Source organism: Microvirga sp. 3-52, from assembly GCF_018383585.1.
Lineage (GTDB): Bacteria > Pseudomonadota > Alphaproteobacteria > Rhizobiales > Beijerinckiaceae > Microvirga.
The window spans coordinates 171,899-190,728 of sequence record NZ_JAHAMK010000006.1; the positions used below are offsets into that span (position 1 = coordinate 171,899).

Annotated in this window: 15 protein-coding genes; 4 read left to right on the top strand and 11 right to left on the bottom strand. The window is 62.9% G+C overall.

The annotated features are described in order from the left end of the window. Positions 1–61: 61 nt before the first annotated feature. From KHP60_RS07395 to KHP60_RS07410, 4 genes are all read right to left on the bottom strand, one after another. Positions 62–1,879 (bottom strand): ABC transporter ATP-binding protein/permease, encoded by a 1,818-nt coding sequence (locus KHP60_RS07395; RefSeq protein WP_213563199.1) that lies wholly within the window; start codon positions 1,877–1,879, stop codon positions 62–64. A gap of 256 nt (positions 1,880–2,135) precedes the next feature. Further along, on the bottom strand, positions 2,136–2,633 hold the full coding sequence (locus KHP60_RS07400) for a CAP domain-containing protein (RefSeq protein ID WP_213563200.1): 498 nt from the start codon (positions 2,631–2,633) through the stop codon (positions 2,136–2,138). Next, positions 2,630–5,158, bottom strand: coding sequence for a DUF3772 domain-containing protein (locus KHP60_RS07405; protein ID WP_213563202.1), 2,529 nt, complete (start codon positions 5,156–5,158; stop codon positions 2,630–2,632). Before KHP60_RS07405 ends, KHP60_RS07400 begins: the two co-directional genes overlap by 4 nt. Positions 5,159–5,422: 264 nt before the next feature. Beyond that, entirely contained in the window at positions 5,423–5,713 is a 291-nt protein-coding gene (locus KHP60_RS07410; RefSeq protein ID WP_213563204.1) for a hypothetical protein, read from the bottom strand. Between the two features lie 330 nt (positions 5,714–6,043). Here KHP60_RS07410 and KHP60_RS07415 point away from each other — a divergent pair, with 330 nt between their 5' ends. Further along, positions 6,044–8,794, top strand: a complete 2,751-nt coding sequence (locus KHP60_RS07415) for a glycoside hydrolase family 2 protein (RefSeq protein WP_213563206.1) — start codon at positions 6,044–6,046, stop codon at positions 8,792–8,794. Positions 8,795–8,915: 121 nt separating this feature from the next. On the opposite strand, the gene KHP60_RS07420 is transcribed toward KHP60_RS07415, so the two are convergent. The 7 genes from KHP60_RS07420 to KHP60_RS07450 form a co-directional block, all read right to left on the bottom strand. Then, the gene (locus tag KHP60_RS07420) at positions 8,916–11,090 is read right to left on the bottom strand and encodes a family 1 glycosylhydrolase (RefSeq protein ID WP_249688584.1); all 2,175 of its coding nucleotides are present in this window, start codon (positions 11,088–11,090) and stop codon (positions 8,916–8,918) included. A gap of 71 nt (positions 11,091–11,161) precedes the next feature. Further along, complete coding sequence (glf, locus tag KHP60_RS07425) at positions 11,162–12,316, bottom strand: UDP-galactopyranose mutase (protein WP_213563208.1); 1,155 nt, start codon at positions 12,314–12,316, stop codon at positions 11,162–11,164. Between the two features lie 6 nt (positions 12,317–12,322). Next, positions 12,323–13,540 carry a glycosyltransferase gene (locus tag KHP60_RS07430; RefSeq protein WP_249688585.1) on the bottom strand — a complete coding sequence of 406 codons (1,218 nt, stop codon included), beginning with the start codon at positions 13,538–13,540 and terminating at the stop codon, positions 12,323–12,325. A 193-nt stretch (positions 13,541–13,733) separates the two neighbouring features. Then, positions 13,734–14,045 (bottom strand): polyhydroxyalkanoic acid system family protein, encoded by a 312-nt coding sequence (locus tag KHP60_RS07435; RefSeq protein WP_213563209.1) that lies wholly within the window; start codon positions 14,043–14,045, stop codon positions 13,734–13,736. A 125-nt stretch (positions 14,046–14,170) separates the two neighbouring features. Further along, positions 14,171–14,476, bottom strand: a complete 306-nt coding sequence (locus KHP60_RS07440; protein WP_213563211.1) for a hypothetical protein — start codon at positions 14,474–14,476, stop codon at positions 14,171–14,173. Between the two features lie 153 nt (positions 14,477–14,629). Further along, a complete protein-coding gene (locus KHP60_RS07445; protein WP_213563213.1) occupies positions 14,630–14,986 on the bottom strand; it encodes a hypothetical protein in 357 nt (118 codons plus the stop codon). 58 nt (positions 14,987–15,044) lie between these two features. Next, entirely contained in the window at positions 15,045–15,464 is a 420-nt protein-coding gene (locus KHP60_RS07450; protein ID WP_249688586.1) for a septal ring lytic transglycosylase RlpA family protein, read from the bottom strand. Positions 15,465–15,755: 291 nt separating this feature from the next. Between KHP60_RS07450 and crtI the strand changes: the two genes are divergently transcribed. The 3 genes from crtI to KHP60_RS07465 are packed head-to-tail and all read left to right on the top strand — an operon-like array spanning position 15,756 to position 18,824. After that, on the top strand, positions 15,756–17,306 hold the full coding sequence (gene crtI, locus KHP60_RS07455) for a phytoene desaturase family protein (protein ID WP_213563214.1): 1,551 nt from the start codon (positions 15,756–15,758) through the stop codon (positions 17,304–17,306). An 11-nt stretch (positions 17,307–17,317) separates the two neighbouring features. Continuing rightward, positions 17,318–17,722, top strand: a complete 405-nt coding sequence (locus tag KHP60_RS07460; RefSeq protein ID WP_213563216.1) for a DUF2141 domain-containing protein — start codon at positions 17,318–17,320, stop codon at positions 17,720–17,722. A 52-nt stretch (positions 17,723–17,774) separates the two neighbouring features. Beyond that, the gene (locus KHP60_RS07465; RefSeq protein WP_213563218.1) at positions 17,775–18,824 is read left to right on the top strand and encodes a cyclopropane-fatty-acyl-phospholipid synthase family protein; all 1,050 of its coding nucleotides are present in this window, start codon (positions 17,775–17,777) and stop codon (positions 18,822–18,824) included. Positions 18,825–18,830: the final 6 nt, after the last annotated feature.

An 18,830-nucleotide genomic window follows, 5' to 3' on the forward strand; every position in this document is an offset into this window, starting at 1 on the left:
CTTCGATCAAGAGTTGCGCACTTCACTCCGCTTGAGAAGCCAGGGCGTTGCGGAACGTGTCTCATCCTGCCCTGCCCCGGGCCGGCTTCAGGCTCCGGCGAAAGCGCCCGATCCATTTTGGTCCGAGCTTCGATTGCGCGCGCCCGTTCCGCAGCGACCGGGACCGGGCCAGGAGAATGGCTCCTTCCCTGGTCTTGCGGATATGAAGCGTGCGGGTGTGGAATTCCTCGAGGCCGGGCCGGTGCCCGATCGACAGGACGCTGGCGCCCTTCAGCTCATTCTCGAACAGCGCCAGCATGGAGGCCTGATTCTCCTCATCGAGCGCGGAGGTCGCCTCGTCCATGAATACCCATTTTGGCCGGTGCAGCAGCACACGGGCGAAGGCCACCCGCTGCTGCTGGCCGAGAGACAGGCTCTTGTCCCAGCGCTCGTGCCTGTCGAGCATCTCGACGAATTCGCCCAGGCCGCAACGTTCGAGAGCCTCCCGCACCCGGGCATCGTCGAAGGTCTCGGGCGCGGCCGGATAGCTGATGGCGGCCCGCAGCGTTCCCAAAGGAAGATAGGGCCGCTGCGGCAGGAACATCATCTCTTCCGGCTTGGGGATGCGGATCCTGCCCGATCCCCAGGGCCAGAGGCCGGAAATGGCCCGAAACAGCGTGCTCTTGCCGGCGCCGGATTCGCCCATGATCAGCACCCGCTCGCCGGGCCGGATCTCCGCCGTCGCGTCCTCGATGAGGATGCTGCCGTCGTTGAGCGCGATCGAGACGCCCTCGAAGCTGAGCCACCCCTTGGGATGGGGGCCGGTCTCGATCTTGCGGCTCTCGGCCGTGACCTCTTCGAGATCGATGGCGGCCTGCCGGAACGTGGCGACGCGCAGGACGGCGGAGCGCCAATCGGCGATCTTCGGGAAGTTGTCAACGAAATACCGCAGGGCCGCCTGCACCTGGTTGAAGGCGCCGACCACCATCATCATCTCGCCGAACGACAGGCGGCCGCTGAAATAATCCGGTGCGGCCGCGAGAATCGGCACCACGATGGCAAGCCAGCCATAGCCCGAGGTGATCCAGGTCAGCCGGGCGAGGCCGCCGGACAGACGCCGCGAGGCCTTGAGAACCGCGTCGACGAATTCATCGAGGTTGCGGCGCTCGTCCGGCTCTCCGTTGTAGAGGGCGACGCTCTCGGCGCTCTCGTTCACGCGCACGAGCGCGAAGCGCAGCTCGGCCTCGCGGGCGTAGCGGAGCGTGTTGAGGCGGATCATGGGGCGGCCGACGAGCCAAGTGAGCCCTGAACCGATCCCGGCATAGCCGACCGCGACCCAGACCATGTAGCCGGAAATCGTGATCTCACGGCCGCCCAGGGACAGGCTCACGGGGCCCGACAGCGCCCAAAGGACGCCGATGAAGCTCACGAGGAGGAGGAAGGCCTGGAGCATGCCGACCCCGAGCTCCGTGGAAAGCTCGGAAAAGAGGCGACAATCCTCCTGCATGCGCTGATCCGGCTGGGCGCTGTTCTCGCCCATGAAGCCCATCTGGTAGGCCCGGTTCGGCTTGAGCCAGATGTCGAGCAGCACCTGCGTCAGGCGCTGCCGCAAGCGGATCTTGAGACGCTCCTGCAGCCATGTTTGCGCCACCACGAGAGCCAGGAGCACGGTGACGATGACCAGGAAAACCAGGAGCTGGTCGAAGAAGGCGGAGGTGTCGCGCTTCTCGACCGCATCGAAGAAAGCGCCGTTCCATTGATTGAGCCGCACCTGGCCGAACATGTTGCCGACGAGAATGACGAGAATGGCCGCCGACAGCCGCAGCATGGGCCAGCCCCTGCGGTTCCTGAGCATGTCGCGGAAGAGGAGGAACAGCTCCCGCAGGATGCTTGGGGGCATTTCGTGAGGATGCGGCGGTTCCGGATGATGGGCGGCCGCGGTGGCCGCCTCCTTGGCCAATGTCTGGCCCTGACCGGGACCGACTTCCTGTTCGCTTCCCGCCGCAGGGGGTGAGGGCAGCTGTCTGCCCAGTTTGGGATCGAAATCCGGCATAGGTTCGTAACGCGCACTCGTTCGGCTTGGGAGCTCCTCAAGCTAAAGCGCGTTTACATAGGTTAAGTTCCGGAATGGTTCCCTTCCGGGTCGCCGCCTGCGATCAGCGCTTGTCGGCTGCGACGGCCAGGACCCAATAGACCTTGTATTTGGAGTTCGGCGCATAGGCCGTGGCAATGCCGATGCGGGTCGCCTTGGTGTCGAGCAGGACCCGGTTGTGCTGCGCACTCTCCCGCCAGCCGGAGAAAGCCTCGGCCAGGGTATGGTAGCCGGCGGACAGATTTGCCGCCGGTGCGGCAAAGCCGGTCGAGGCCAGGCGGGCTTTGAAGGCCTCGGCGGAGCTCGGCTTGTCGGCCCTTGCCATGGCATCGGCTTCCGCCTGAGCGGCAGCCTGCAGATCCGGATCGAGCGTCAGGGGCCGCAGGCCGTTGTTGCCGCGATAGGCGCCGATCATGTCGCGTGCCATGGCGGCATCGACCTCGGCACCGGCCCTGGCCATGGAGACGTAGAAGCTCGGGGTCTGGCTGCGCTGGACGGGCTTCTCGGCCTGGCAGGCGGCAAGAGCGACGGCGGGAAGGATCAAGGGGATGAGACGCTTCATGCGGGCGTCTTATCCTTGAGAAGGGTTAAGGTTTCGTCCTCCTTCTCCTCGACCTTTGGAGCCTTGCCCTGCGGCTCTTCGTCCGGTTCGGGAGCCGGTGCCGGCGCGGGAACGCCTATGCCCGCCTTCCGCAGGCCGCGGAAGATCTCGAAATAGATGTCGCTCGAAACACGACCGGCCGCATCGATATCGTCGACGAAGCTGATGAGATCGAAATCGATGGTGTTTTCCGTCACCTTCTTGAACAGCACCCGGGGCGCGGGCTCGCTCATCACCTCCCGGTGGGCGAGCGCTGCCTTGCGCATGATCTCTGCGACCTGATCCGGATCGGAGGCCCGGGGAACCGGGATCGAGACGAGCACGCGGCCCACGCGATCGTTGCGCACGCGGTTGCGCACGATGCCGGAGATCAGGTTCGAGTTCGGCACGATAATCATCGAGCGGTCGAAGGCCTGGATCTCCGTCGAGCGCACATTGATCCGGCGCACATAGCCTTCCCCGTCGCCGACGACCACCAGATCGCCGACGCGGATCGGGCGCTCCCAGAGCAGGATCAGGCCGGAGATGAAATTGTTGACGATGGATTGCAGGCCGAAACCGATACCGACCGAGAGCGCACCGGCCACGATGGTCACCCGCTCCAGGCTGAGGCCCAGATAGGTGAAGGCGATCACGCCCGCCGTAATGATCCCGACGTAGCCCGCCGCCGTGCTGATCGAATTGCGCAGGCCCGCATCGAGATCGGTCGCCGGCAGGAAGGTGTTGTTGAGCCAGCGCTGAATCATGCGCGTGACGGCGAAGCCCGCGCCGAACAGCAGGGCGGCAAGAAGGATCGACGACAGGGAGATCGTAACGTCGCCGACGTTGAACCCGAAGAACGCGGCCCGCAGGGAGCCCGTCACATCGGTGGACTCGATGCCCCAGGGAGCCAGCACCAGCAGGATGCCGACGATGATGAGAGCCAGCCGCGCAACGCCGCTGCCCAGAACGCCGATCTGCTCCAGGGAGCGGCGGCGCAGGCCCGTATTGGCCTGCAGGGTCGTGGCAAGCCTGGTCTGACCGCGCAGGGAGCCGCCGATGAACTCGTCGGCGAGCGCGACGCACAGGACCAGCAGCGCGACCACGATGGAGATCCAGACCGCCTGATCGATCACGAAGGAGGCCAGCGCCACGTAGCCGCCGAGCACGCTGCCGACCACGAGGGCAACGAGGAACCAGCCAAAGCTGCGCAGGGGGCCGCCGATGTCGACATCTGGTGCCACGTAGGGCCCGAGGCAGGCTTCATCCTGATTTTCGCGGGCTGCGAAACGCCGCAGGAGTTCGGCGAAGACGAGAGCGGCCGCCAGGGCGAAGATCGCCCGGGTGATGACGGTGACAGGCAGGGCAGCGGCAATGGCGGTGTTGAAGGCCTCGATCACCTTGCCCACGACCATGACGGTCGCCAAGGTCACGGAGAAGCTCATGATCCGGGTGGCGGAGGCGTCGCGAACCGGGATCAGCCGCCAGGAGGTATGATCCGGCGCCAGGATCGCATCGATCAGGGCGCGCACGAAGGCAATGAAGGCCAGACCGCTCAGAATGGCCCTGCCGACCTGCTCGAGTCGCGGCGGCACGATATCGGAGGAGTCGAACGCGACCCAGACGATCCAGCTGCCGGCAATGGCCGGGGCCGCTCCCAGAATGAGGACGCCCAACGCCGCCAGGAGGCGGCTGCGGCGCGAAGGATCCGTGATGGCCGGGTTGCGCCTGACGAGTCGCGGGGCGATCGAGCGCCGTCCCACATAAAGGGCGATCGCCGCACCGACGGCCAATCCGAGAAGGAGCAGGATGCCGAGCGAGGTGCTGCGCCGGAGCTGTTCCAGGGCATCGTCCAGGACGATCCCCAATGCCCGCAGCTCCCGCGGGACAGCCTGCACCACGTTCATCCACAGGCTGGGGCTGAAAAGGCCGTCGCTCTGCTCGAACAGGGCGCGGGCGAAGCCGGCCCGGCGCAGGTCGCCGATCTGGGTATTCAGCTGCTCGGCCTGAACGAGCAGGGCACGTCCGAGCCGCTGGGTCTCGTCGAGCTCCGCCACGGCGGCCTCGCGCTCGGCGCGATCCCGGGCGACATCGGCGCTCTCCTCGGGCTGGCCTTTGTCCGGCTTGGGCCCGAGCTGGGTCAGGCGCTGCTTGCTGGCCTCGAGCTTCGGAGCCTGCTCCTCGACGACCGTGCGGATCTCGGCGATGATCGGCTCGATCTGCAGGCGGATGTTCTGCAGATCCGCGTCGGACATGGTCCGGCCCTGGATGGCGGCTTCCTTCTGGTCGAGATCGGCTTTGAAGCCGTCGAGCTTGGCGCGAGCCGCCTTCGTCTCGGCCGAAATCGAGGTGGCCGGCGCTGCCGCAGCCGGCGCGGCCTGAGCCGAGGCCGGGGGTTGAGCCTGAGGCTGGGTGGTATTGGGAGAGGTCTGAGCCTGTTGCGCATAGGACGCGCCGCCCGCTGCAAGGCTCAACGCCATCGCGGCAGCCCGAAGGAGCCGCTTCATGCCAATACTCGTCATTCAGTCTACCCTATCGCATTCCCTGGAGCGCCGGATCGACCCGATGCCCCTCGTCTCGAACAGCGCATCGTTCGCTGCAAACCGGAGGTCCGCGCCAGCGAAATCCGTCTCCATAGGTGCAGCACGATGCGCCAGCGGGCCGGTTCTTTGCGAATCATTACGGCGAAAAGTCGCCGCCCGACGGACGAAGCGCAACAAAAAAGCCGGGAGGGGTGCTCGCCCTCTCCCGGCTTCCGTAAGGGAAATCGACTATTGCTTCGGCGCTTCGTTGGCCGAGGGTTGAGCGCCAGGCGCAGGATAGGCCGGATTTGCCGGGGTGATCCGGTTGGTGGGGTTGGCATCGGAAGAGCCGGCCGTGGACCCCGTCACGTTGGCGCGGGCCGCATCGGTGGCCGGATCGTCGGGGGATGTCGAGCCCGCCCAGATCATGTAACCTGAAACAGCAACGGCAAGGAGCAGAAGCGAGCCGATCAAAACGCCCAGAACGGGGCGTCCGGATGCTCCCTGTCTGGCACGATCGTCGGGAATCTGTTGAGCCATCTGTAGCCTCTTTGAAGAATGCGGTTTGTCGGGCGAGCAGCAAGGCTCGGTATCATCAGGGCAACGCGAGATGAAAGAGCCGGTTCCTGGCTGCCTTGCCTCCCGGCCGGACAGGGCCCGCGGCCCGTCCCGCCGCCGGGATCAAATGAAGCGTTTCTCCGTTGTTCGAGACGGGTCACCAATCATAGTCAGAGACGAGGGGCCAATGGTTCGGGCGCAGTTCGGGGGCACGCGATGTCGCAGGTGGGACGCCTTCCCGCACCGCGCGCTTTCAGCCATGTTTTCGCCGCTTTCGAAACCCTTGGGTAATCTCTGATTCAAGGAGATGTCATGCAGGACAATCGCATCAGTCTGGACGGGACTTGGGAATTTTTGCACGTGGCCGACGACCGTCTGTCGGGCCCGGCGGAGGTTCGCCAGATCACGGTGCCAAGTCCGTGGCAGGCCCAGTTTTCAGATTTGCGCATGCGGGCCGGCATCGGCATCTATCGCAGGACCGTCGAGATCGACGAATCTTGGCTGCACGACAGCATCTGGATCCGCTTCGGCGCGGTCTTCCACAACACGAAGGTCTTCATCAACGGAGAAGCGGTGGGCCACAACGAGGGCGGGTTCCTGCCCTTCTCGTTCGATGTGACCTCTCACCTCAAGCCGGGTGCGAACGAGATCAAGGTCCGCGTCGACAGCCCCACCGACAACCCGGCCGAGTTCCCGGATTCGCCCTTCGCCGAAATCCCGTTCGGCAAGCAGAGCTGGTATGGCCCTCTCTCGGGCATCTGGCAGCCGGTCTATCTCGAGCGCCGGATCTCCGATCACATGAACCGGGTTCGCCTCGTGCCCAATCTGACGACGGGGCGCGTGACCTCGGGCGTGTTCTTCGCACGCCCGCTCACGGACGCGACCCAGATCCGCATCGCGGTCACGGATCCTTCCGGCGACGTCGTGCTCGACGAGATGCACGAGACCCAGGTGGGCGTCACCTCCATGCCGTTCGAGTTCACCCTCGATGACGTACGCGCCTGGTCGCCGGACCATCCCAACCTCTATGGCATCCGCCTCGAACTCATCCGCAACGGTGAGGTGAAGGATGAGATCACGGATCATTTCGGCTTCCGCTCCATCGAGACGCGCAACGGCAAGTTCTATCTCAACGGCGAGCCGCTCTATCTGCGCTCCGCTCTCGATCAGGATTACTACCCGGATACGATCTGCACCGTTCCGTCGGTGGAATTTCTGGAGGATCAGTTCCGCAAGGCCAAGGAGCTGGGTCTCAACTGCCTGCGCTGCCACATCAAGGCGGCCGATCCGCGCTATTACGAAGTGGCCGACCGGATGGGGATCCTCATATGGACCGAGCTGCCCAACGGTGGCATGGCCACCGACCGCTCCCGCGGGCGCAAGGAAAAACTGCTGAAGGGCATCGTCGACCGCGACGGGAACCATCCCTCGATCGTCATCTGGACGATCATCAACGAGAACTGGGGTGTCGATCTCGTCAACGACGCCGATCACCGCGATTGGCTCAAGCGCACTTTCGCCTGGCTGAAGGCCTACGATCCAACGCGCCTCGTGGTCGACAATTCGCCGCTCGCACCGAGCTTCCACGTGGAATCCGACATCGCGGATTATCATTTCTACGCGGCCTATCCCGACCATCGGACCCAGTGGGACCAGTTCGTCGACGAGTTGTCGAGCCGCGCTTCCTGGCTCTACTCGCCTCATGGCGACGCGGTGATCACCGGGCGCGAGCCGCTGATGTGCTCCGAGTTCGGCAACTGGGGCCTGCCCTATCCGAAGGACCTGCGCGACGCCAAGGGCGAGGAGCCCTGGTGGTTCGAGACCGGGCACGACTGGGGCGAGGGCGTGATGTATGCCCACGGCGTCGAGAACCGCTTCTCGGACTGGAGCCTTGACCGGGTCTTCGGCGATCTGCGCCGCTTCGTCATTGCAGCCCAGTGGCAGCAGTTCCGCGCCTTGAAATATGAGATCGAGTCCATGCGCCGGAAGCCGAATCTCGCCGGCTACGTGATCACCGAGCTGCACGATTGCCACTGGGAATCCAACGGCCTTCTCGACATGCGCCGAAATCCGCGTGTGTTCCACGAACTGTTCCCCATCATCAATTCGGACACGGTGATCGTGCCCAAGTGGGAGCGGGCGTCCTATTGGTCTGGCGAGACCGCCACCCTCGACCTGGCGATTGCCCATGGAGCCGGGCCGGTCCTGGACGACTGCACGCTGGAGATCTCCATCTCCGGCGAAAGCCAGGCCCTGTCCCTGCCGCGTCTTGAGGCGCCGAACCTGCTCGATCTCGGCCGCGTCGAGGTCCGCCTGCCCGAGATGGACGAGCCCTCGCTACGGCGCATCAGCTTCGATCTGCGTACTGCGGACGGCCGTGTCGTCGCGCACAATCACCACGATATCGCCATTCATCCCAAGCGCACACGGCCCGTTCATGCGCGCGAATTGATGTGGTCACCGGATGAGGACATCCGCGAGCGCTTCCGGGCCCTGGGCTACAACCTCGCCCGCGCTTTCGAGGAATCGACCCTGATCGTCTCCCGCACGCACAACAAGGCCATTGCGGATCATGTGCGCGCTGGCGCCAAGCTTCTGCTCCTGCCGGAAGAGGATATGACGCTTTATCCGTTCTTCCCGCACTGGCAGGCGGTGAAGGTGCAGGCCCGTGCCGGCACGCTCTGGTCCGGCGACTGGGCGTCGTCGTTCGGCTGGTTGCGGCGTTCAGGCCATTTCGCCCGCTTCCCCTCGGGTCCCCTGCTCGACGAGACCATGGACCGGGTGCTGCCGGATTACGTGATCGCGAACTGCAACCTGCTCGACTTCCAGGCGCGCGTCTTCGCCGGTCTCGTGGTCGGCTGGATCCACAAGCCGGTGGCCCTCGGCGTCGAGCGCTCCTATGGGCGCGGTCGCTTGGTCGCCTCGACCCTGCGCCTGTTCCGGGACGAGCCCCTGGCCGATCCGACAGCCACGATCCTGACGGATGCTCTGGTGGAGCTGGCCATAGAATCTCGGGCCGCACGCCTGGAGGAAGCCGTTCGGGCCGCGGAGGCAGCCGCGTAAGGGCTTTCCACCGCGAACGCCAAAAGGCGGCCAGAACAATTCTGGCCGCCTTTTCTTTTGATCTCAGGAAACATGGCTGACGCCGTGCCAGACTGCCGGGTACGGCTTCACCAGGAAGGTCTTACTCCGCAGCCACCTTCATCGCTCCGTCCGACCACTCCACTTCACTATCGGAGAAGAACCGGTCGAGGGCACTCTCGAGACGTGGCATGAGAATGCCTCGTTCCGTGGACAGGGCCGTATTGAGAACGGGGAGATCGCCGGCATCCGTCACGAGTTCCGGATCGAAACCTGCACGCTCCGCCGCCATGGCAGCCAGAACGCGCCAGGAGGCCTCGCCAATATTGGCCATGTGCCAGATGCCTGTGCCGCCGTCGATCAGGAGATCGAGCGAAGTGTTCACGAGATCGGGCACATATGTGGGAGACACCACATCGATGCTGGCTTTCACGCCCTCGCCCTTGCTGAGCGTATTCAGGATCGACCAGACGAAGTTGTAGCGGTCCCATGGGCCGAAGAAGGCGCTGGTGCGCAAGACCAGAGCCTTGTCGTACGCCTCGAGAACCCGGCGCTCGGCCTCGGCCTTGCTCTCGCCGTAGACCGTCGTGGGATTGACCTCGTCGCTTTCCACATAAGGCCGTCCGAGCGTTCCGTCGAAGACGAGATCGGACGAGAAGGTGACGAGAGGAATATCAAGATCGGCGCAGGCCTTGGCCAGCGCCTCTGCTCCCGCGACGTTCTCTCGGAAGCACGCCTGCCTGTCGCTCTCGGCCTCCGCCACGCGGACATAACCTGCCGTATTGATCACGGCCCAGGGCCTGTAGCACTCGAGGGCTTTGGCGACGCTCCTGGGGTTGGCGATGTCCATATCCTGGCGCGCGAGCAGCACGTGGTTGAGTCCGCGGAAGTCGCATAGCCGGGAATAGGCGCGGCCAAGGGTTCCCGTCGCCCCCGTGATCAGAAGCTGTCGCGGCTCGTCGGCCAGCCAGCAGGATTTCGACCGCTTCGCCGGCGGCTTGTAGAAGCGGATGTCCCGCTTCCACCAGCCTGCGCGATCAAGCACCGGATGATCGAAGGTGCCGGTCTTGGCGAGCGCTTCCGCCGCATGGGCAAGCGCCGTGCGCCGCGGCTCGGAAGCCCGCACGTCGAAGGGTCCCGGCTCGTAGAAGCCGTTGCGGCGGGTCAGCAGGCTGTTCCAGTCCACGGCGCCATAAAGAGACCATACAGTGACGGCCCGGATGTCGGCTCCTTCGTCACGCAGCCTGTTGACGTCCTTCCATACTTCCATCAGCCAGCGCAGCTGGTCGTCACGGGTGCTGCCGTGATGCACCTCGGTCACGGCGATCGGACGCTTGTAGCGTTCCCACACCTCCCGAAGCCGCGCCGCGGGTCCGAGGTCGGCGGATGGCAGGGGCATGCGAACGGCTTCCGCATCCGCATATTGATGCCGGCCATTGCCGCCCCAATGGTGTTCGGGGTAGCGCGCCCTGCGCTCGTCGAGGTAGCGCTCGCTCGTCAAATAATGATTGATGCCGATGATGTCCGGTGCGGCATCCGCCTCGAGAAAGAGCTCGAGATCGGCCTGCGCGACACCGCTGTCGATGAATATACCCCACCAGGGATGATCCCGATCGACCATGCCGCAGAGGAGATCGAAGCTCAAGAAGCGCCGCTGGTTCTCGTGCTCGGCCTGATAGGCGAGCGCGGGCGTCGAGAACGTCTTGCCCATGTCGTCCGTCTGCACGAGCTGCGCATCCGGCCGAACCTTGCGGATGGCGCGCATGGACAGAACGGTCGCCTTGCACTCGTTCACGAGGATCTTGAGGAAAGCCTCGTAGCTCGTCCCATGAGGATACCAATGGCCATAAAGCCCCGAGAACCGCGCCGTCGTGAGCGGCTCGTTGACCGGGGTGTAAAGATCGAGATGCGGATGACGCTCCGCCACATTGGCGGCATGGCGCGCCAGAAGCTCGGGCCAGGCCGGATCGAGCATATGGGTGTAACGCGGGCCGCTGCCGTGATGACACAAGCCCGCAATGGCACGAATGCCAAGCGTCTGGAGGCGTTTCAGGCGCGGATCATGCCAGGAGAAGTCCGTACGGTCCGGGCTCTCGGGAGAGATTGTCTCCCAGAGCACCGGATGCCGCAGCGTGCGGATCCCGAGCTCGGCAATGCGGTCGAGATCCTCGATTCGATCATGATGACCGGTCTCTGAGCTTTGATCGCGGTAATCGTCGCCAACTCTCGCGACGGTGCATTCCAGACCGCCCCAAAGCTCCAGTGGTCGTTTCATCATGCAACTCCGAGCTGTTACAACAGATCTTCCACAACTATTCTTAGCGCGGAAGGTTCAATGCTCTTTGTCGATTACGAAACCAAAGCCGCCGAGGGCGATACGACTTTGACGGACGATGTATCTGCTCCAACGGGCAGGGACTCATTGATGCGCCGGAAGGTGGCGAGCGCCTGGCCGACGATCTGGTCCATGTTGTAGTAGCGATAGGTGGCCAGACGGCCGACGAACCACACGTCGGGCGTTGCCAGGGCAAGCCGCTCGTACTTCTTGAACAGTTCCTGGTTCTCCGCCTTCGGGATCGGGTAATAGGGGTCCCCTTCGGCGGATGGGTATTCGTATGTCAGCGCCGTCTTGACATGCTCCTGACCGGTCAGGTGCTTGTATTCGGTGACGCGGGTGTAGTCCTTGGTTTGCGGGTAGTTCACGACGCCCACCGGCTGGTGCCACGCCTTGTCGAGGGTGACATGTTCGAAGCGCAGCGAACGATAGGGCAACTTGCCGAACTGGAAGCCGAAGTACTCGTCGATGGGCCCGCAATAGATGACGCGCCGATGGGGGACGATGTTCTTCACGTCGTCATATTCGGTCTGCGTCATCACATGGATGTTGGGATGTCCGACCATCTTCTCGAACATCCGCGTGTAGCCGTTCTTCGGCATGAACTGGAATTCGTCCGTGAAGTAGCGGTCGTCCCGGTTCGTGCGCGTCGGCACGCGTGAGGTCACCGACTTGTCGAGTTCGGACGGATCGAGCCCCCATTGCTTGCGCGTATAGCCGCGGAAGAACTTTTCGTAGAGCTCGCGCCCGACGACGGAGACCACCACGTCTTCCGACGTCTTGATCTCGCCGATGCTTTCCGCCCGCTCGGCAAACCAGTCCTGCAGCTGCTCGGACGTAAGATTCAGCCCATAGAGCTTGTTGACCGTATCGAGATTGATCGGGATCGGCACGAGCATCCCATCCACGTCCGCCAGTACCCGGTGCTCGTAGAAGCGCCATTCCGTGAAGCGGGAAAGGTAATCGAAGATCTGCTTCGAATTGGTGTGGAAGATATGGGGGCCATATTGGTGAATGAGCAGGCCGTCATCGTCGTATCGGTCGTAGGCATTGCCGCCGATATGAGGACGGCGGTCGATGAGAAGAACACGCTCGTTGCGCTCGGTGGCCAAGCGTTCCGCCAGAACGCTGCCTGCGAAACCAGCGCCGACAATCAACCAATCATACATTCCAGATCACTCCGCAGGCGTGGTGGCATAAACGGGAAGAGAGGGGGCAGGACGATCAGCTGTCGTGTCGCCGGTGACATCCAGCATGAGCTTGTGCATGGAAGCCCAGGTCTTGTCCCAGGATCCTGCCGCCAGGTGACGGTCGACCTTGGCAAGCCATGCCTCCTTTGGTCGGGCGAGGATAAGCTCGACCTTGGCAACGACATCCTTCGCGTCCTTCGCAATCTCGACGAGACCTTTCTCGCCGTAGGGCCGCACCACATCGGTGATCGGCGTCGAGACGACCGGCACGCCGGCCGCCAGGAATTCAGGCGTTTTCGTCGGGCTGATGAACTTCGTCGCCTCGTTCAGGGCGAAATTCATGAAGCCGACGTCCCAGCCGGACAGGTAATGCGGCAGCTCATTGTAGGATTTGCCGCCAAGCCAATGAATGTTGGGCCGCTGTGGCAGGGTCGAAGGGTCGATCTTCACCACAGGGCCGATCATGACGAACTGCCAGTCGGGACGCAGATCGGCGACCTCGGCCAGAAGGTCGATGTCCATCCGCTCGTCGACGACACCGAAAAAGCCAAGACGGACATGTGGGATCTGCGCCTGATCGTCGGGATCCTTGTCGATCGAGCGCGCCTGGGAGAAGTGATGGAAGTCGATCGACGACGGGAAGCCGTGGACGCTGCGGTGGCGATGGCGCTTGGCCTCATAGAGGCTCATGCCGCCCGTGAAGACCAGATCACAGCGGGCGAAAAGGGCACTCTCCAGGTCGAGCAATTCCTGTGATGCGCCGCGGAACAGCGAGAGTTCGTCCATGTTGTCGTAGACACACAGGTCGCACTCGAGATCGCTGGTAAAGGCCATGGCCATCGGAGTGTAGTACCAGAAAACGCGCGGGCTCTTGGCCTCGCGTCCGATCAATTCCTCGATCAGATCGTGCTGCTCGGCGAGAATATCTTCATGCGAAAGGCCTTCGGGAAGAACCGGCACGGCAATGGTGACACCCTGAGGCCGATCGCTCACATCCATATGAGGCGTCGCGCCCGCCTTGAACATGGGCTCTTCGATGATCATCACGTCGTAATGCTTGACCGCACGGCTGAGGAGATGCTGAGGCCGTTGCCAGACGAAATCCCAGCGAAGGTGGGAGAAACAGACGAGGAGTGGTTTTTCTGATCCGGCTTTGACAGGCGAACGAAGGGCATAGGACTGCGGCATCAAACGCTCATGCATAGCGCCATCCTCAAATACAGGTGTGTTGTCGCGATCGGACGGAAGAACACGGCCCGGGGTGAATAAAGTGATGTCTTAAGTGAAGCGCACCAACGAAGGGTCGTGGTCGCAATCGATTATATAACGCAGACGGAGCCGTTTGGTTCCATCTGCGTTCATCTTCATGAACGGCTATTCATGGCTATAGCCAGCGTCACTTCTTCTCGAGCATCAGTGTTCCTTGCTTTTGGATGAAGGTCTTCGCCTTCTCTGCAATCATTGCAAGGATCCACGGCAACTGCACTTCCACACGCACTTGATCTTGCATCACCTCAAGGTGGCCGTTGACGCTCTGCCCCATGGCCCCGACGCGAAAATCCATGCGATTCCCGCTCCAGGTTTCATCGATGGACGCGACCTTGTCCCCGAACTGGGATTTCAGCCCTGTCATGCCGCCGTGCAAACGGCGCATGGCTTCGGCCTGGCCGAGGCTGTGGGGGATGGAAACGATCAGTGGCTTGGCCATTGGAATGCTCCGCTTATCAACGACAAGCGAAGCAGTGCTGCTCAGGTTCCCTGGCCGGAGATCGTTGGGAGCGACGGTCCGGGGGCACTTCTCGCTGGTACGGACCTGCGGTTCCGCACGACGCGCTACAGCATTTCGACCTTGATCGCGCGAATCACGATGGTTTCCTGCTCGAACCGGCGCTCCAGTTCCGCGCGGTAGCGCTCCCACCAAGGATGATCAAGTTCTCTGGTCATGACTTCAAACACGACGATATCGTCGTGGGAAGTATGGCCGCCCTCTTTCCAGACGCCATGCGCCGGGGCGCGGGTAAAGCTCGTAATGCCGCCGAATCGCTCGGACAATTCCGTGCGAACCCGGCCATAGGCTGCGCCGTCGAAACGGCGGCCGGCGTTGTCGGCGAGCGGGAGAAGAATCTGAACCAGATGCATCGACATCCCCTGAAGCGCCATAAGCTGGCGTGGGAAAATAGTTCAGAGGAGGGAAAAGACGAGGCCACCTGAGCATCGAACCCAAAAGTGGTATGCACTTTTGAGATTCACCCCATGTCATTGGCTCACTGGCACATCGTCGGTCAGCCTGGATCAGGCCAGCAGAGCAGCAAACAACTCGCGCTCCGCGTCTGGCCATTGCTCATCGATTCGATAGCGGCCCGACGGCTTGGAGATGCGCCACGGGCGAACCGTAGATGCATGGAACGCCTCGGAAGGCCGGAGCCGGCGCATCGTGCCATCCGTCTGCAGCTCATCGATGACGACGAAGCCGAAGATCGTGAGCCGCGTCGCCATGACCTTGGTCGCGTGGTCGCTCGCCGCGATCGACAACGAGCCCGCGGCATAAACCGCATCCATCAGGCTTCGTTGATCGCGGCTCGGATTGGCCGACGAGCGTGCGCCCGGAAAGCGTATGACGTTCGTCGACGGAGACGATCTCGATTCCATGTAAGCAACCCTTGGTCCCGAATCGCGCCAAGAATCGCCGGAAGGGATTAAGAAGCGCCTAATCGAGCCTGTGCAGGGAAACATAACCCGTGCCGGAGGACGTCAGGCCCAGCGCCAAGGCAGGACCTTTGGCGAGATCGATGATTCGCCGATGAGCAAAAGGACCGCGATCGTTCACCCGGACGACGACCGAGCGGCCATTGGTCTCGTTCACGACCTTGAGTCGCGTGCCGAACGGCAGAGAGCGATGGGCGGCTGTCATGTCGGAGGAATTGAAGCGCTCGCCGCTGGCGGTTTTGCGACCATGAAATCCCGGTCCGTACCAGGAGGCGGTGCCGCGCTGAAAGGCTTTGCCGGTCTCGATATTCGCTTGTGAGATGGACCCGGTGATGTCGGGGTCGGTTGAGGTGGTTGTATTGCAAGCTGCAACAAGAAGAAGAGGCACCATTGCAGATGCCCGGGTGAGGATGTTCTTCAAAGACAGTCTCCCCTTCCATTTCGGTTGGAAGTGAAACTGAGCCTTAAAAAGGCAAGAATAAGGCGCTAAGAAATTTTTCTACGCTCCCTCATCCTTCAGGATTATAAGAATGTTCGCAACAATAGCCTGGATAGGGCCTCCACTCAATTTCCTATAGCCTGGATAACGTTACTTCTTTGCAGAGGAAAAGTTTCACCTTTCCGTGATCCTGCGTCAGTGCCTCTGGTCGAGAGGCTAGTCCGGTCTAATTCAGACGGCCATTGTTTCACGACCACTGAGGGCTGCCGGCTCATGCTCAAATCCGCCCGATCGCCCCAGGTCGCCATCGTGGGCGCCGGCCCGGGAGGCTTGGCCTCCGCCATGCTGCTGGCGCGGGAGGGCATACCCGTCACCATATTCGAGCGGGAACCCGCCGTTGGCGGACGCACCCGCACGATTCATGCACCCGGCGGCCACAAATTCGATATCGGCCCGACCTTCTTCCTGTATCCGCGCGTCCTGAAGGACATCTTCGAGGCCTGCGGCGAGCGGTTGGAGGATCATGTCGAACTCAAGCGTCTCGACCCGCAATATCATCTCGTCTTCGAGGGCGGCGGCTCCATTCGCGCCACTTACGATCTCAACCGGCTCGAACAGGAGATCGCACGTCTCGCGCCGGCCGATGCGCGCAACGTGCGCCGATTTCTCGATGACAACCGCGACAAGCTCGAAGCCTTTCGGCCGGTCCTGGAACAGGCCTTCTCGAGCCCAGCGGATCTCTTCTCGCCGGCGATGCTGGCAGCCCTGCCGAAACTGAGGCCTTTCTCCAGCGTCGACAGCGATCTCAAGCGCTACTTCGCCGATCCACGCGTGCGCCTCGCCTTTTCGTTTCAGACGAAATATCTCGGCATGTCGCCGTTCCAGTGTCCGAGCCTGTTCACGATTCTCTCGTTTCTCGAATACGAGCACGGCGTCTTCCATCCCATGGGCGGCTGCGGTGCGGTCTCGGAGGCGATGGCAAACGTCGCACGCAAGATCGGCGTCGACATTCGCCTGAACGCGCCGGTGGACCGCATTCTCTATGAAGACGGCGAGGCCGTCGGCCTTGAGGTCGGCGGGGAAACGTTCGCCGCAGGCTCGATCGTCGTGAACGGCGATTTCGGACATGCCATGCGCCGTCTCGTGCCGGAAGCCATGCGCCCACGCTGGAAAAACAAGAAGCTCGACCGCGCGAAAATTTCCTGCTCGACCTTCATGCTTTATCTCGGCATCGAGGGTGATGCCGGCGATCTGGCGCATCACACGATCCTGCTGTCGCGGGACTATGAGCGCAATATTCACGAGATCACCAACGGCATCCTGCCCGAAGAGCCTTCGGTCTATGTGCATCATGCCGGCGTGACCGACCCGTCGCTCGCGCCGAAGGGCCATACGAGTCTCTATGTGCTTGTCCCTGTACCGAACCTACGTTGCGGGATCGATTGGGCCAGCGAGGCACCACGTTATCGCAGGCTCGCGCTCGAGCGGCTGAAGCTGCTCGGGCTTCGCGATATCGAAGACCGCATCCGCTTCGAGCATGTGGTGACGCCGCGAGGCTGGCAGGACGATTTCGCCGTGTTCGAAGGCGCCACCTTCAACCTCGCGCACAATCTCACCCAGATGCTCTACTTCCGGCCGCATAACCGCTTCGGTCGCAATGTCTACCTGGTCGGCGGCGGCACGCATCCCGGCAGCGGGCTGCCCGTGATCTATGAAGGCGCACGCATCACGACACGCCTGCTGCTGGAGGATCGTGAGCGCCGCAGAGCGGGCCGCGGAGAATCGGACCCCGCAGTCTCACCGCTCGGCGAAGCGACCATTTGAGGGATGACCAGATGAGACCTGTCGGACTGGCTGTCGTCCTTTTCCTTTCTGTCTCATCCACTCAAGCGGCAACGCTCACGATCCGCGCGCAGGGTGTCCAAGCGGATCGGAACATGGTCTATGCCGGGATCTGCGACACGAGCTTCGACGAGGCTACCTGCCCCTACAAGGATCGTGGCCAGGCCACGGCGGGAACGGTGGAGCTGCGGATCAGGAACGTGAAACCCGGCACCTATGCGATCGCCGTCTTTCATGACGTAAATGGCAACGGCAAGCTCGATCGCAGCTTCATCGGGCTGCCCAACGAGCCTTATGGCTTCTCGAACGATGTGGGCCGCCGCGGCCCTCCGAATTTCGAGGCTGCCCGAATCCTCGTCAAGGAACCCACGACCACGGTCGTGATTCCGATCCGATAGGGCTGTCATGCTGTGGCGCGCCTATGCTCTCCTTTCACACGGAGGAGAGCGCATGGGGCTCGGCTCCATGGGTCTCGCCTCCTGGCATCGACCGGTCGCCCCGACGTTGCGGCGTCCAGCCGGTGTGCTGAAAGTTCTCGAAGAGGCCGATCGGGCCATCTGGTCGGCAAGTGCGCTCTCCGCCTGTGCCGAGAGCGGCCTTCTCGGTCATCTCGGCAAGCCGGCCACGATCGACGAATTGGCACGCGTGGCCTCCCTCTCGCCCGTGCTCGTCCGAGCCCTGATCGACCTTCTCGCAAGCTACGGATTTGTTGCGTGGAATCAGGAGCGCGTTCAAGCGGCCCCTGCTCTCATGCCGTTTACGACACCTGACGGAGTGACGACCTTCCGCGCCTCCCTCAGGGCTCCTCTCCTGCAGACCGACAGCTTCCGGCGCAGGCTCGCGGATGGTACCCTGTCCCTGGACGGCTGGACCCATACGGATGAAGCCATCATCGAGGCCCAAGGCGCCCTGACCCAGCTGTGGACCACCCGGGCTCTGCCGAAACTGAAGTTCCTGCCTGGTCTCGTCCCTCGTCTTGAGAAGCCCGGTGCCGGCCTTCTCGATGTGGGCGCGGGAGCCGCGGGCCTTTCGATTGCGCTCTGCAGACACTTTCCTCATCTGTCGGCAGTGGCGCTCGAACCCGCCCCGCATCCTGCCGCCATCGGTACGAGGTCCGTGCAGGAGGCCGGTCTCGCCGACCGCATCGCCATGCGGCGAGAGCGCGTGGAAGATCTGAGGGACAAAGAGGCTTTCGACCTCGCCTTCCTGCCCCAGATGTTCCTGCCCGACGACGTCATCCAGCGATCGATCGAGCGAATCTTTCACGCCTTGAGACCCGGCGGCTGGCTTCTCGTCGCCGTTCTGCCCCAGGAGGGACATGCTACGATCTCAACGATCAACCGACTGAAGAACCTGCTCTGGGGCGGGAGCATGCGCGACGTAAGCCACCTAAGGCCACGCTTGGCAGCCGCAGGGTTCGACCCGGTGATCCGCGCGCCGGGCAGGCATTCGCTTCGCATGATCTGCGCCCGCCGCCCAAACCTTCGTGAGCCGACTTGAACTGGC

Coding starts and splice junctions, on each gene's coding strand:
- KHP60_RS07395 (WP_213563199.1), bottom strand. CDS start 1,879: ATGCCCCCAAGCATCCTGCGGGAGCTGTTCCTCCTCTTCCGCGACATG.
- KHP60_RS07400 (WP_213563200.1), bottom strand. CDS start 2,633: ATGAAGCGTCTCATCCCCTTGATCCTTCCCGCCGTCGCTCTTGCCGCC.
- KHP60_RS07405 (WP_213563202.1), bottom strand. CDS start 5,158: ATGAAGCGGCTCCTTCGGGCTGCCGCGATGGCGTTGAGCCTTGCAGCG.
- KHP60_RS07410 (WP_213563204.1), bottom strand. CDS start 5,713: ATGGCTCAACAGATTCCCGACGATCGTGCCAGACAGGGAGCATCCGGA.
- KHP60_RS07415 (WP_213563206.1), top strand. CDS start 6,044: ATGCAGGACAATCGCATCAGTCTGGACGGGACTTGGGAATTTTTGCAC.
- KHP60_RS07420 (WP_249688584.1), bottom strand. CDS start 11,090: ATGATGAAACGACCACTGGAGCTTTGGGGCGGTCTGGAATGCACCGTC.
- glf (WP_213563208.1), bottom strand. CDS start 12,316: ATGTATGATTGGTTGATTGTCGGCGCTGGTTTCGCAGGCAGCGTTCTG.
- KHP60_RS07430 (WP_249688585.1), bottom strand. CDS start 13,540: ATGCATGAGCGTTTGATGCCGCAGTCCTATGCCCTTCGTTCGCCTGTC.
- KHP60_RS07435 (WP_213563209.1), bottom strand. CDS start 14,045: ATGGCCAAGCCACTGATCGTTTCCATCCCCCACAGCCTCGGCCAGGCC.
- KHP60_RS07440 (WP_213563211.1), bottom strand. CDS start 14,476: ATGCATCTGGTTCAGATTCTTCTCCCGCTCGCCGACAACGCCGGCCGC.
- KHP60_RS07445 (WP_213563213.1), bottom strand. CDS start 14,986: ATGGAATCGAGATCGTCTCCGTCGACGAACGTCATACGCTTTCCGGGC.
- crtI (WP_213563214.1), top strand. CDS start 15,756: ATGCTCAAATCCGCCCGATCGCCCCAGGTCGCCATCGTGGGCGCCGGC.
- KHP60_RS07460 (WP_213563216.1), top strand. CDS start 17,318: ATGAGACCTGTCGGACTGGCTGTCGTCCTTTTCCTTTCTGTCTCATCC.
- KHP60_RS07465 (WP_213563218.1), top strand. CDS start 17,775: ATGGGGCTCGGCTCCATGGGTCTCGCCTCCTGGCATCGACCGGTCGCC.